Here is a 12222-nt window from a genome sequence, read left to right as displayed (position 1 = left end):
CTGAGTCCGGTAGAATACCGAACCCAGGCCCTGAAAGCCGCTTAATATGAACCGTCCAACTTTATGGGGTCAGTCCAGAAACTTGAGCGGGCTTTTTTTTGCCTGTAACCCCTGCTGGCGGGCCGTTAGGAGTTATCCCAAATTACATCTCCTGACGGATCATTAACGCTTTGTTCAGCCTTTTGCGCATACAATGGCTCAATAGCGAGACTATCACTCGCGCAGTGTTGTGATCGAACATTGAGGCAAGAGTATGAAAAAATTAATTGCAGTTGGTTTGCTGTCGGTCATTTTGGCTGGGTGCGCGACCGAGTCACCTTGTGTCCCGGTCTATGACGATCAGGGCCGTCTGGTGCACACCAACACCTGTATGAAAGGCACCACGCAGGATAACTGGGAAACCGCCGGCGCGATCGCCGGTGGGGCGGCGGCAGTTGCCGGTCTGACGCTGGGTATCATCGCGTTGACCAAATAACCGTCGTCCGGTGAGTTCCCCGAATCAAGCCCAGCGGAAGCTGGGCTTTTGTTATCGGACAGAAACTATTTCACCAGAAACGCTTTGAACTGCGGCGTCATCACGGCGCTGAACCCGTCATCGGTTTTGCTGATCAGGTAGACCGCCAGTCCTTTTTCTTCCGCCAGTTTTAGCGCTTTTTCAGTGCCCAACACCATCAAGCCGGTATCCCAGCCGTCGGCTTCCAGTGCGGTTGGGGCTATCACCGTAGCGGACACCAGGCGATGGGTAATAGGTTTGCCGGTTGTGGGATCAATCACGTGCGAATAGCGCTGCCCGTCCTGTTCGAAATAGTTGCGGTAGCTGCCGGCGGTGCTGATGCCATAGCCTTGCAAATCAACCAGTGCCTGCACCGCATTTTCACGATCGGTCGGCTTTTGAATCGCGACTCGCCAGGGTTTACCCTGACCGTTGAGGCCGCGCGAGGAAACCGCGCCGCCGACCGACACCAGATAGTGGGTGATGCCATTGCGGGCCATCAACTGAACCAACTGGTCGACGCCGTAGCCTTCGCCCAGCGTCGAGAGATCAACATACATCTCCGGCAGATCCTTTTGCAGCCACTCGCCACGGTTGTCGCTGAGTAACTTGAGGTGCTGCAGGCCAATGTTTTTTTGCGCCGCCTCTATTTGCTGTTGGCTGGGTACCTTGACGACGCGCTTGTCTGGGCCAAAGCCCCACAAATTCACCAGCGGGCCGACGGTGATATTCATCGCACCCTGAGTATCGCGCCCGATGCGTTGGGCCATCAGGATAATATCCGCCATCCCACGCGGGATGGGTTGCGGGGCTGTACTGCGGCTTTGATTAAAGCGCGACAGCACCGAGTCGTTGCGGTAGGTGGAGATATCGTCATTGGCTCGTTCCAGCACCGCGTCGATCTGCTGTTGCAATTGCTGCTTGTTGACCGCCAGGTCACCGCTGACCTTGACGCTGTAGAAGGTGCCCATGGTTTTACCCTCAATGTCGATCTGCGAGCGGGTATCCGGGTCATTACAGGCGGCCAGCAAGCCGAGCACGATACTCAGCAACAGCCCTTTGGCGAAAACGTTAGCCATGAAAACATCCTTTGAAACAGTGAAAGGCGCTACAAATAAAGTAAAGCGCGACAAATGAAAAGCAGTTAAAGGTAAAAGAGCATTTTGCTGGCGTTGCCGCTGCGCTTGGGCTAACGTCTGGCTCCTGATCCCTGGTTGTTTTTTGAAGCGCTCAACATGAGTTCAAACGCCGTTGTTCGGCTGATACAGCCGTTCCTGAAAGACCGTTTTTTGCATATCCTGCTGTTAGCCGGTGTGCTGATGGTGCTGTTTAACCCGCAACCCCTGTCTGTGCTGAACCGCTTTATCGATTGGCGCACTATTATCACTTTGCTTGGGCTGATGTTGCTGACCAAGGGCGTTGAGGTCAGCGGTTACTTTGATTTCATCGGCCGCAAAATCATCAATACGCTGCACACCGAGCGTCGGTTGGCGCTGTTTCTGGTGTTTTCCGCCGCGTTATTGTCGTCGTTCCTGACCAACGACGTGGCGCTGTTTATCGTCATTCCGCTGACCATCACGCTGAAAAAACTGTCGTCGTTGCCGATCGGTCGGTTGATTATCTTCCAGGCGCTGGCGGTCAATGCCGGTTCGTTGCTGACGCCGATTGGCAACCCGCAAAATATTTTGCTGTGGGGCAAGTCTTCGCTCTCTTTCCTGGAGTTCATCGCCCAAATGGCGCCGTTTGGTGCGGCGATGCTGGCCAGTCTGCTGCTGTTGACAGGCTTCTGCTTCCCGTCGCGGGATATCGTTAAAGCCCCGGATACCGAGGGTTACCCTTATCAGCTGCGCCTGTTATTGAGTTGTGTGGCGCTGTACGTGATTTTTCTGTTGTGTCTGGATCTTGATCTGCCGCTGTATGGCCTGTTGGCGGTATTCATCGGTTTTTTACTGCTGGCGCGCCGGGTCTTGTTGCAGATCGACTGGAGCCTGATTTTTGTCTTTATCGCCATGTTTATCGACGTGGGGTTGTTCACCCGCCTACAGGCAATCCAGCCCTGGTTCGCCGATATCGCTACGCTGGGCAACGGCGGCATATACGCTTTGGGGATTGGCCTGTCGCAGGTGATCAGCAACGTGCCGGCGACCATTTTAATGCTTAATTACGTGCCTTCCAGCCCACTGTTGGCCTATGCGGTGAACGCCGGCGGCTTTGGGCTGGCGATCGGTTCGCTGGCGAACCTGATTGCGCTGCGTATGGCGGGCGAGCGCAAAATTTGGCTGAAATTTCATTACTTCTCGTTGCCATTACTGGCATGGGGCGGCGTGCTGGGCTGGCTGTTGGCTTAAGCGCGGTATTTTCCGGCAATACCGCGCTGCTTGAGTATGGTGTTTAGCCACGCGCCGCCAGCAAGCAGATGCTGCGCGTCACCTGATATGACTTCACAAACGCGCTGACCGGCAGAAACTCAAAGCGCGAATGGAAATTGTGCGCGCCGGTGAAGTAGTTCGGCGTTACCAACCCGCGGCTGGAGAGCGCGGCACCGTCGGTGCCGCCGCGCATCGGGATCACCTTTGGCGGAATGCCGTGGGCGGCCAGAGCGCCGAAAATCAGTTCGATGGCCCGCTTATCTTCACCGATGGAATTGCTGATATTGCTGTAGATATCCGTCACCTTGCAGCTGACCTTGGCGCGCGGGTAGTTTGCCGCAACCTGTCGCACAACTTCCTGAATACGCTCTTTACGTGCATTAAACCCGGCCAGATCAAAATCACGGATCGACACTTTCAGCGTGGCGAGGTTGGCATTGGCGGTGAGGTCGTTGAACCAGAAATAACCTTCGCGCCCCTCGGTATGCTCCGGCGTATCCAGACTGTCGAATTGGTTGATGATGTCGTTGGCGATGCGGATCGGGTTGATCAGCACGTTCTTCGCCGACATCGGGTGTGCGGTCACCCCCTCGATGCGGATCTCGGCCCCGGCGGCGTTGAAGTTCTCATACACCACTTCCCCCAATTCACAGCAGTCGATGGTATAGGCGAAATCCACGTCGAAACGAGCCAGATCCAGCGCCTTGGCACCACGCAGGCCAATTTCTTCATCCGGAACAAAAGCCACCACAATATCGCCGTGGCGGTCTGCAGCCCCCAGATTAGCCAGCAGGGTCATCACCACCGTGACCGCCGCTTTGTTGTCGGCGCCGAGCACGCTGGTGCCGTCGCTGAAAATAATCTCTTCATTCGGATAGGCCAGGATCTCCGGATGTTCGGCGGTGCGCAGCCAGATATCCTGTTCTGCATTCAGGCACAGGTCCTGGCCGGTAAAGCGCAGGCGCTGCGGGTGAATATGGGGCGACAGGCCAACGTCAACGGTATCGATATGGGTAATAAAGCCGATGCGCGGTGCGCCTGGCTGGTTGCCGGGTTTGCGGGCGGTGACGGTGGCGTGCTCGTCGATTTGCACGTCTTGCATCCCTAACTGACGCAGTTCGGCCGCCAGCAGTTTGGCCATATCATGTTGGCCCGGCGTGCTGGGCAACGTGGTTGCGGCGGCGTCGCTCTGGCTGGTTACCGCCAGATAGCGGAAGAAACGTTCGGTGAGCTGTTCGGCAATGGCGCTGGTCATGCGGGTTCCTCTCGATAAGCGGTCTATCGGTTTTAAAGCTAAATCAGCCGGTTGTCCAATGGTGCAATGCTTTCGCTGCCGGAATGCGAGACGCCGCGCAGAATAAAAAAATAGCGCTGCAACTAGGAAATAGTCGCGGGTAACTGCGGCAAAATCGTTGTTAGCTGTGGGGGAACGGGTGCCCCCAAATAATATGAACGTTAAAGGAGAATACATGCGCTCACGTCATGCTTTGCTTATCACTTTGTTATCCCTGGGAATATCGCATACGGCCTGGTCATCCACCGATGGCGGTCATGCCAACAGCAACGCCAATAGCCGTGAAGTGGCCAGTGCGCTCGGCGGCCTGAAGAACAAAACCTATAGCCTGGAACAGGCACCGAAGATCCGCGTCGCCAGCTTTAACATCGCCGCCGGGAAAGTCAGCGACATGACCGCCATCGCCAAGGCAATCAAGGCGATGAACGTCGACGTGGTGGCGCTGCAGGAGGTGGATAAACTGACCGGCCGCAGCGGCAAGCTCGATCAGGCCGGGGAGCTGGCCAAACTGACCGGCATGCACGTCGCGTTTGGCCGTGCGATTGATTATGACGGCGGTGAGTATGGGCTGGCATTCCTGTCGAAATACCCGCTGCATGACAGCAAAATTTACCCGTTGCCTTCCGGCCAACGTGAACAGCGCATTGCCTTTAGCGCCCAGACTGATGTGCCTGAGTTCCCGGCGCCGATTACCTTGATCAACACTCATCTGGACACCAAGGAAGATCCGGCGATGCGGCTGGAACAGGTGCGCGAGCTGAATGACCGCACTATTGAAATGCGCGGCATCAAGCTGTTGTTCGGCGACATGAACGACGTGCCGGGCAGCGTCACCTGGACCGAGCTGAGCCGCTACTGGAACGACATCATGCCCAAGGCGCAGGATGGCCGCAGCTGGCCGGCGGAAAACGCCGAAATCAAGGTCGATTATATCTTTAGCGGCAACGCCCAGCGCTGGCACCTAGACAGCCTGACGGTGCCGAACGCCAGCGGCGACTGGAACGGCATCCACTGGCCGGCGGTCAGCGATCACCTGCCGTTGGTTGCCGAACTGCGGCTGACCGAGCAGTAATTTATTTTGGGGTTCTGTCAGGGGCCACAAGATTAAGCGGGCATAATCCGCGCCAGCCGCTCAACGGCGGCGCGGATCTCACCCGGTGTCAGGGCGGAAAACCCCAGTAGCCAGCCATCGCGCTGCCGGTTCGGCATGTGATACTGAGCCGTCAGCCCGGGCGTGACGACGCCCAGATGCTGCGCCTGCTGGGTCAGGGCGCTCTCTTGCCCGGGCGGCAGCCAAACGCTGAGTTGCAATCCGCCACCTGCCGGTTGTGGCGTGGCAAAATGCCCGAGCTTTTCCTGCACCTCCGCCAATAATCGGTCGCGTCGGCTGCGGTACAACTGACGCATATAGCGGATATGAGCGGCAAAATGCCCCTGTTGGATAAACTCGGCGGTCACCGCCTGCATCAGTTGGGCGCTGTGGCCGTCATATACCGTGCGTGCGGCAGTAAAGGGTTCCACCAAGGCCGGTGGTACCACCAAATAAGCCAGCCGTAGCGAAGGAAACAGCACTTTGGAAAAGGTGCCCAGGTAAAGCACGTTACCGTGCCGATCCAAACCCTGCATCGCCGGCATCGGCTGGCCGTCATAGTGAAACTCGCTGTCGTAATCATCTTCAATAATCCATGCCCGCTGCCGGTGTGCCAATGCCAGCAGCTCGAGCCGCCGCGCCAGGCTGAGCGCCACGCCGGTGGGGTATTGGTGTGAGGGCGTCAGGTAAATCAGTCGCGGCGTAGGGAGCTGCTTGTCCGGCAGCATTCCGGCTTCGTCAACCTTGACCGGCACCAGTGCGGCACCGGCGCTGCTAAAAGCGTTTCTGGCGCCGCGATAACCGGGATCCTCCATCCACACGCTGTCACCGTTATCCAGTAGCAGGGTGGCAATCAGCTGCAGGGCCTGCTGCGAACTGGTCAGCACCACAACTTGCTGCGCATCACAGTTGACGCCGCGCGTCTGGCTGACATAACCGGCAATGGCCTCGCGCAGCGGCAGGTAACCCTGCGGATCGCCATAGCGCATCAGGGATTCTCCCCGCTGACGCAATTGCTGGGCGGTGAGCTGTTTCCACAGTTTTAACGGGAAGGCGCGCAGATCCGGTGAGCCGGCAGCGAAGGGCAGAGGCTGTTGCGGATCGCGGCAGCCACCGGTTTGTACGATCTGCCTGCCGCGCAGTGAAAGCCGGGGTTCGCCGGCGGCTTTAGTCGCAGGCGCTGATTTGACGATATCTATTGCCACGAAGGTGCCCTGGCCGATGCGACGCTGCAGATAGCCCTCGGCTTCCAACTGAGCATAGGCCGCTTCGGTGGTGACGCGCGAGACACCCAAATCCTCGGCCAGTATCCGGGATGAGGGTAAGCGCTGCCCTCGGCCAAGCGCCCCGGTATGGATAGCCCGGCGCAGCGTACTGCACACGCGCTCACGCAAGGTACCGCCGGTATGTTCCGGTTGGTGAAACAGTGTGGGCAGGGCATTAGCCATAATGGGACTTATCCATGGGTGTAAATGGGTATCAAGCATAAGACCAAAATCAGGCAATATTGTCATCAGTCTTTATCTACAGTTCTACAGGAGTGAATTCCATGGCGGTATCTTCATTGGTTTTGGCTTTTCCACCGGGGACGGCGGCGCAGAGTCTGGATTATCTGGCGGCTAAACTGAGCTATTACGCGGATGCCTGGGACGTGGCGGAAGATCTGCGCAATGGCGTCAGTGAGATCCTGGTGATCGATACCCGTGCGGAGGCGCTCTATGCGGCCGGGCATATTCCCGGCGCTATCAGTTTGCCGCATCGGCTGATGGACGAGGCAGGCACGGCGCATCTGGACCGCGACAAAGTTTACGTCACTTATTGCGACGGCATCGGCTGCAACGGCTCGACCAAAGGCGCGTACAAACTGGCGCAACAGGGTCTGCGGGTGAAAGAGTTGATTGGCGGCCTGGATTTTTGGAAACGTGATGGCCATCCATTGGCTACCGGTGAATTGCCGGGTTCGCTGTTGGGAAGGGCACAGGGAGAAGATTGCGGCTGTGCCTGACGGGGTAGCCCAGGCAATCACGCCCACTCACATTAGCGTTCAATCTGGCCGTGGAATAGGGGATCCACAGGCCAGAAGTCGGTGGGGGAAATGAAGGGTTAAAACACCAGCGCCAATACCAGAGCCAGCACCAGAACGAACAGGGTAAAGGCGACCGCCGGTTTGCTCAGCGCTTTTTGCAACGGCTGGGGCAGGGCGGCAATCAGCGGATTGAGCAGTGGTTGCGGCTCGGTATGGCTGACGCTGAGCGGCTGTGCAGGGCCGGCCTTTTCCAGACGACGGGCAAACAGTTGGTTGATGACGTCGCTCATCTGCGGGTGGGTCAGCGGCGCGCTGGCGTTGCAGTTAAAACGCGACTGGCAGTAGTCATTCAATTGCTGCTGCTCTTGCGGATCCGCCGGTTGTTTGAGCGCGGCCAACAGGTTGTTCAGCGTCGGTGCGCTCTGCGGGCTCAGCGCCACTTTCACCTGCAAAAACTGGTTCAGCAGTTGGAAGTGGCGCGCCGGCAATGGATCGTTGGTTTTGACCCCGGTCAGATCAAACAGCGTTTGCCAGATCTTGGCCGGTGACTCGCCGGTGGCGGCACTGAGCTTGGTGACCTGCTGTTGCAGGCTTTGATGCTCGGCAGGCAGCAACGGACGATCGCTGGTGCTGGTTTGCTGCGGATGAGGAATGGCCAGGCTACCGGTTTGCAGCAGGTTCAGCACCTGTTGCAATTGCGGGTGGCTCAACTGGCTCAGCACCGTGTGGCCAAACTGCTGGCGAATGAAATCGCTGACGGCCTGGCGGTTATTGCCCTGCGGCAACAGTTCGGTGAGCTGCTGCAGCAATTGGCGGCTGGCATGGTTTTGTTGGACCTGCGTCAGACGGTTTTGCAGCAGTTGCTCGGCCGGTTGAAAATGGCGCGCCAGCAGTTCACTGTTGTTGTCTGTCTGCAGATCATGACGCAGCGTGAGCCAAATCTCTGCGGATTTGGCCGGGCTTAGCGCCATGATTTTGACGATCAGCTTCTCCAGCGTAGTGCGTTGCGCTGGGGAGAGCGGGCTATCGTCAGTGGCGGTGGTTTTGCCCGGGCTTGGAGGACGATCGTTGGCGATCGGGGTGCCCGGTCCACTCAAAGGTTGCATATCACCTGTCCTTCGCTGTGTAGAATATTCGTCGTACCCGGCGAAAAGCGCAGGTGTGCGCCTATGATACCTGTAAATGGCCGCCATCAATACCGCCGTCAGACATTTCTTTACAGGCAAAACATTGCTAAACGCGCCTGCGCCGCTAAGATAAGCGCAGACTTGGAATTGAGGACGGCATGGTTAAACAGCAGCGGATTGCGAAATGGTTTTTAGGCTTGGCTTGCCTGGTGGTGCTGATCTGCATGACTCAGCGCATGGCGAGCCTGCATGCGTTGCAGCAAGCGGTGGGCCTGCCTGCCGTCAGCGCCGCGCCATCCGCCCCTGACGATGCCGCCGAACTGCAACCCACGCCTTGCGAACTGAGCGCGAAATCCTTGTTGGCCTCACCGCCGGTGATGTTCGAAACTTTGCTGTTCGGACTCGGCCTGTTACTGGTGCTGTTAGCGCCCACCGTGGCCGCGCGTTTGCGTATTCCCCCTCCCAGAGTGATCTCCCCCACCACCCTCAGGGTGCATCTCCGATTATGTGTCTTCCGTGAATGAGTTAATCGCCCGTCTGTTTTGGTGATTGTCTTATTTATGGAGAAAAAACATGTTGAATATCATCAGGTCGGCGTTTGCCTGCCTGTTCATGCTGTGGCTGCCCGCTTTACAGGCGGCAGACAGCGGCTGGTTGCAAAGCCCGACTAACGATCATGCCAAGGTGCGGCTACGCGCCGACACCTCGCAAGCAGGGGAAACCCGGCTGCTGCTGGCAATAGAGCTGCAAAAAGGCTGGAAAACCTACTGGCGTTCGCCGGGGGAAGGCGGCATCGCGCCGGCCATAACCTGGCGAGGCAATCCGCCAGCGGTGACCTGGTACTGGCCGACGCCGCAGCGTTTTGACGTTGCCGGCATTTCCACTCAGGGCTACCACGATCGGGTTGAGCTGCCGATGGTGATGAAAGGCGCTGCGCCGCGTCAGTTGGCGGGCACGCTGACGTTGTCCACCTGCAGCAACGTCTGCATTTTGACCGACTATCCGTTCAGCCTGGATCTTGGCGCGCCGTCTGACGCGCAGTTTGCCCATGACTTTGCGCAGGCGATGGGGCAGGTCCCTATCGCCGAGGGTCTGGTGGAGAGCATCAAGGCCGGTTATCAAAATGGCGAGTTGCAGATCAGTGCCGAGCGGGCCGCCGGTTGGCAGCACCCGGAGCTGTTCTTCGATACGCTGGAAGATGCCGATCTCGGTAAGCCACGGGTCAGCAGCGAGGGTTCGCTGATGACGGCGCGAGTGCCGGTCAGCGATGGCTGGGGTGACACTGCACCGGATCTGCGCGGCAAAACCCTGACGTTGGTGATCGGGGATGCTGGGCTGGCGCAACAGGTGACGCTGCCGATTGGCGGGCCGTTGGCATTACCGGCTGCGGCGGGTTTTTCACTGTGGCAAGCGGTGCTGATGGCGCTGGCGGGCGGGTTGATCCTCAACCTGATGCCCTGCGTGCTGCCGGTATTGGGCATCAAACTGGGGTCGATTCTCCAGGTTGAGCAGCGCGACCGACACAGCATCCGGCTGCAGTTCCTGGCCTCGTCGTTCGGTATTGTGGCGTCGTTTATGGCACTGGCGTTGCTGATGACGTTGCTGCGGTTGAGCAACCAGGCGCTGGGGTGGGGCATTCAGTTCCAAAATCCGTGGTTTATCGGCTTTATGGTGCTGGTGACGCTGTTATTCAGCGCCAACCTGTTTGGCCTGTTCCACCTGCAGCTTTCCTCCTCGCTTAATACCAAACTGGCGACTCATAACGGACGTGGCCTGAGTGGACATTTCTGGCAGGGGGCATTCGCGACCTTGCTGGCGACGCCCTGTTCAGCTCCCTTCCTGGGCACCGCCGTGGCCTTTGCGCTGGCGGCACCGCTGCCGGTGTTGTGGGGCATGTTTATCGCATTGGGTGTCGGCATGAGCCTGCCCTGGTTGCTGATTGCTGCCTGGCCTGCTTTGGCGCTGCGTTTACCGCGCCCGGGGCGCTGGATGAACAGTTTACGCTGGGTCATGGGGTTGCTGATGCTGGCTTCTTCACTGTGGCTGCTGAGCCTGATGGTCAACCATATCGGCACCTTGCCGACGCTGGTGCTGGGCGGTATCGCACTGCTGACCTTGTTGCTGGCGGTGGGTTGGCAACATGGCGTTCGCCTGGCGGCCAAGCTGGCTGCCGGTACGCTGGTGTTGGTCGGTGTGGTGCTATTGGCCGGTTCGCTGACCGCCGGGTTGTGGCGCCAGCCGCTGCACGACAATATCAACTGGCAACCGCTGAGTGAGCAGGCGATTAGCCAGGCGCTTGCCCAGAATAAACGGGTGTTTGTCGATGTGACTGCTGACTGGTGCGTAACCTGCAAAGCCAACAAATTCAATGTACTGCTGCGTGATGATGTGCAAAAAGCGCTGAGTGCCGGGGACGTTGTCGCCCTGCGGGGAGACTGGAGCCGCCCATCGGCCGAAATTAGCGCTTTCCTGCAAAAACGCGGCAGCGTTGCCGTCCCTTTTAACCAGATTTATGGCCCTGGCAGCCCCGACGGCGTGGTGTTGTCCCCGCTGTTGACCCGTGATGCCGTCTTGCAAACCCTGTCCGCCGCCAAAGGAAATTCACAATGAAAAAATTACTGATGTTACTGATACTGATGGTTACCCCGGTTTGGGCCGCGGCCCCTTTTACCCCGGAACAAGAGGTACGCATTAAAGAACTGATCCGTGAAACGCTGGTGTCGAACCCGGATATTCTGGCGCAGGCGGTTGACGCCTGGCAGCAGCAGACCGCCGGTCAGCAAATCAGTCAGGCGATCAAGCAAAACGCCAAAACCTTATATGAAGATCCGGCCAGCCCTCGTCTGGGCGCCGCCAATGCCAAACTGACCCTGGTCGCTTTTACCGACTATAACTGCCCGTACTGCAAGCGTTTTGACCCGATGCTGGAAAAGATCGTCAAACAGTATCCAGAGGTGGCGCTGGTGGTGAAATTGCTGCCGTTTAAAGGGGAAAGCTCCGTCAGTTCGGCGCGCGTGGCGCTGACGACCTGGCAGCAGCACCCGGATCAGTTCTGGGCGCTGCATCAGCGGCTGATGGCGAAAAAGGGTTTCCATGACACGGCCAGCATCGCCGCCGCGCAGCAGAAAACCGGGGTGAAAGCCGTAGCGCCCAGCGAACTGAGCATGACCACGTTGCGTACCAACATGGAACTGGCAGAGCAACTGGGGGTACAGGGAACGCCGGCAACCTTGATTGGCGATCAGATGCTGCCGGGCGCGGTTTCTTATGAGGATCTGGAGGCGGTCGTGAAACAACAGCTTGCGAAGGTCAATCATGGCTAAGCTGCGGCGTTGGGGCCGTGAACTGCTGATCCTGCTGCTGATTGTCCTGGTCGTTGCGTTTGGGATGGATTGGCTGCGCGCGCCACAGCCCCCCGCGGCGTTTGATTCGCAGTTGTTGACGACGTTGAACGGCGATCAGGTGTCTCTGGCGCAACTCAGCCAGGATAAACCCTTGCTGGTTTATTTCTGGGCCAGCTGGTGCGGTGTCTGCCGCTTTACCACGCCGTATGTCGCCAGGTTGGTCGGTGAGGGCGGCAACGTGTTGACCGTGGCGCTGCGTTCCGGCGACGATCGCCAGGTGGAGCAGTGGCTGGCGGGCAAACGGGTGACGCTGCCGGTAGTCAACGATCCGCGTGGCGAACTGTCGGCGCAGTGGCAGATCGGCGTCACGCCTACACTGGCGATCATTTCCCAGGGCAAGGTGGTGCAAAGCACCACCGGCTGGACCAGCTACTGGGGGATGAAACTGCGGTTATGGTGGGCCGGACTCTGATCGTCGG

At 58.4% G+C, this 12222-nt stretch carries 12 protein-coding genes; 8 read left to right on the top strand and 4 right to left on the bottom strand.

The window, feature by feature from the left end:
- The first annotated feature begins 253 nt into the window (after positions 1-253).
- Entirely contained in the window at positions 254-475 is a 222-nt protein-coding gene (locus ACGS9J_RS05225) for a hypothetical protein (protein WP_442229947.1), read from the top strand.
- Between the two features lie 65 nt (positions 476-540).
- Here the strand turns inward: ACGS9J_RS05225 and apbE are convergent, their stop codons facing one another.
- Positions 541-1572, bottom strand: a complete 1032-nt coding sequence (apbE, locus tag ACGS9J_RS05220; RefSeq protein ID WP_442229946.1) for an FAD:protein FMN transferase ApbE — start codon at positions 1570-1572, stop codon at positions 541-543.
- A gap of 156 nt (positions 1573-1728) precedes the next feature.
- Between apbE and ACGS9J_RS05215 the strand changes: the two genes are divergently transcribed.
- A complete protein-coding gene (locus ACGS9J_RS05215) occupies positions 1729-2841 on the top strand; it encodes an SLC13 family permease (protein ID WP_442229945.1) in 1113 nt (370 codons plus the stop codon).
- A 43-nt stretch (positions 2842-2884) separates the two neighbouring features.
- Here the strand turns inward: ACGS9J_RS05215 and pepT are convergent, their stop codons facing one another.
- Positions 2885-4117, bottom strand: coding sequence for a peptidase T (gene pepT, locus ACGS9J_RS05210; protein WP_442229944.1), 1233 nt, complete (start codon positions 4115-4117; stop codon positions 2885-2887).
- 214 nt (positions 4118-4331) lie between these two features.
- Here pepT and ACGS9J_RS05205 point away from each other — a divergent pair, with 214 nt between their 5' ends.
- Positions 4332-5228, top strand: a complete 897-nt coding sequence (locus ACGS9J_RS05205; protein ID WP_442229943.1) for an endonuclease/exonuclease/phosphatase family protein — start codon at positions 4332-4334, stop codon at positions 5226-5228.
- A 32-nt stretch (positions 5229-5260) separates the two neighbouring features.
- On the opposite strand, the gene pdxR is transcribed toward ACGS9J_RS05205, so the two are convergent.
- Entirely contained in the window at positions 5261-6694 is a 1434-nt protein-coding gene (pdxR, locus tag ACGS9J_RS05200; protein WP_442229942.1) for a MocR-like pyridoxine biosynthesis transcription factor PdxR, read from the bottom strand.
- A 101-nt stretch (positions 6695-6795) separates the two neighbouring features.
- On the opposite strand from pdxR, the gene ACGS9J_RS05195 reads away from it, so the two are divergent.
- A complete protein-coding gene (locus tag ACGS9J_RS05195; RefSeq protein ID WP_442229941.1) occupies positions 6796-7251 on the top strand; it encodes a rhodanese-like domain-containing protein in 456 nt (151 codons plus the stop codon).
- Positions 7252-7349: 98 nt separating this feature from the next.
- On the opposite strand, the gene flk is transcribed toward ACGS9J_RS05195, so the two are convergent.
- Positions 7350-8378, bottom strand: coding sequence for a flagella biosynthesis regulator Flk (flk, locus tag ACGS9J_RS05190; protein WP_442229940.1), 1029 nt, complete (start codon positions 8376-8378; stop codon positions 7350-7352).
- 179 nt (positions 8379-8557) lie between these two features.
- On the opposite strand from flk, the gene ACGS9J_RS05185 reads away from it, so the two are divergent.
- Genes ACGS9J_RS05185 through ACGS9J_RS05170 form a run of 4 tightly spaced genes read left to right on the top strand, consistent with a single transcriptional unit; the run spans position 8558 to position 12215 of the window.
- Entirely contained in the window at positions 8558-8923 is a 366-nt protein-coding gene (locus ACGS9J_RS05185) for a copper resistance protein (protein WP_442229939.1), read from the top strand.
- Positions 8924-8972: 49 nt separating this feature from the next.
- Positions 8973-11009 (top strand): protein-disulfide reductase DsbD family protein, encoded by a 2037-nt coding sequence (locus ACGS9J_RS05180; protein WP_442229938.1) that lies wholly within the window; start codon positions 8973-8975, stop codon positions 11007-11009.
- A complete protein-coding gene (locus tag ACGS9J_RS05175; RefSeq protein WP_442229937.1) occupies positions 11006-11722 on the top strand; it encodes a DsbA family protein in 717 nt (238 codons plus the stop codon). The genes ACGS9J_RS05180 and ACGS9J_RS05175 overlap by 4 nt, the downstream gene beginning before the upstream one ends.
- Positions 11715-12215, top strand: a complete 501-nt coding sequence (locus tag ACGS9J_RS05170) for a protein disulfide oxidoreductase (RefSeq protein WP_442229936.1) — start codon at positions 11715-11717, stop codon at positions 12213-12215. Before ACGS9J_RS05175 ends, ACGS9J_RS05170 begins: the two co-directional genes overlap by 8 nt.
- Positions 12216-12222 lie beyond the last annotated feature (7 nt).

The organism is Serratia quinivorans (assembly GCF_052113645.1).
GTDB lineage: Bacteria > Pseudomonadota > Gammaproteobacteria > Enterobacterales > Enterobacteriaceae > Serratia > Serratia quinivorans_B.
The sequence above is the reverse complement of the archived record's forward strand: the minus strand, read 5'-3'. Positions and strand labels throughout refer to the sequence as shown.

Bases quoted from the DNA above. Each gene is read 5' to 3' on its own strand.
- ACGS9J_RS05225 (WP_442229947.1), top strand. From the start codon at position 254: ATGAAAAAATTAATTGCAGTTGGTTTGCTGTCGGTCATTTTGGCTGGG.
- apbE (WP_442229946.1), bottom strand. From the start codon at position 1,572: ATGGCTAACGTTTTCGCCAAAGGGCTGTTGCTGAGTATCGTGCTCGGC.
- ACGS9J_RS05215 (WP_442229945.1), top strand. From the start codon at position 1,729: ATGAGTTCAAACGCCGTTGTTCGGCTGATACAGCCGTTCCTGAAAGAC.
- pepT (WP_442229944.1), bottom strand. From the start codon at position 4,117: ATGACCAGCGCCATTGCCGAACAGCTCACCGAACGTTTCTTCCGCTAT.
- ACGS9J_RS05205 (WP_442229943.1), top strand. From the start codon at position 4,332: ATGCGCTCACGTCATGCTTTGCTTATCACTTTGTTATCCCTGGGAATA.
- pdxR (WP_442229942.1), bottom strand. From the start codon at position 6,694: ATGGCTAATGCCCTGCCCACACTGTTTCACCAACCGGAACATACCGGC.
- ACGS9J_RS05195 (WP_442229941.1), top strand. From the start codon at position 6,796: ATGGCGGTATCTTCATTGGTTTTGGCTTTTCCACCGGGGACGGCGGCG.
- flk (WP_442229940.1), bottom strand. From the start codon at position 8,378: ATGCAACCTTTGAGTGGACCGGGCACCCCGATCGCCAACGATCGTCCT.
- ACGS9J_RS05185 (WP_442229939.1), top strand. From the start codon at position 8,558: ATGGTTAAACAGCAGCGGATTGCGAAATGGTTTTTAGGCTTGGCTTGC.
- ACGS9J_RS05180 (WP_442229938.1), top strand. From the start codon at position 8,973: ATGTTGAATATCATCAGGTCGGCGTTTGCCTGCCTGTTCATGCTGTGG.
- ACGS9J_RS05175 (WP_442229937.1), top strand. From the start codon at position 11,006: ATGAAAAAATTACTGATGTTACTGATACTGATGGTTACCCCGGTTTGG.
- ACGS9J_RS05170 (WP_442229936.1), top strand. From the start codon at position 11,715: ATGGCTAAGCTGCGGCGTTGGGGCCGTGAACTGCTGATCCTGCTGCTG.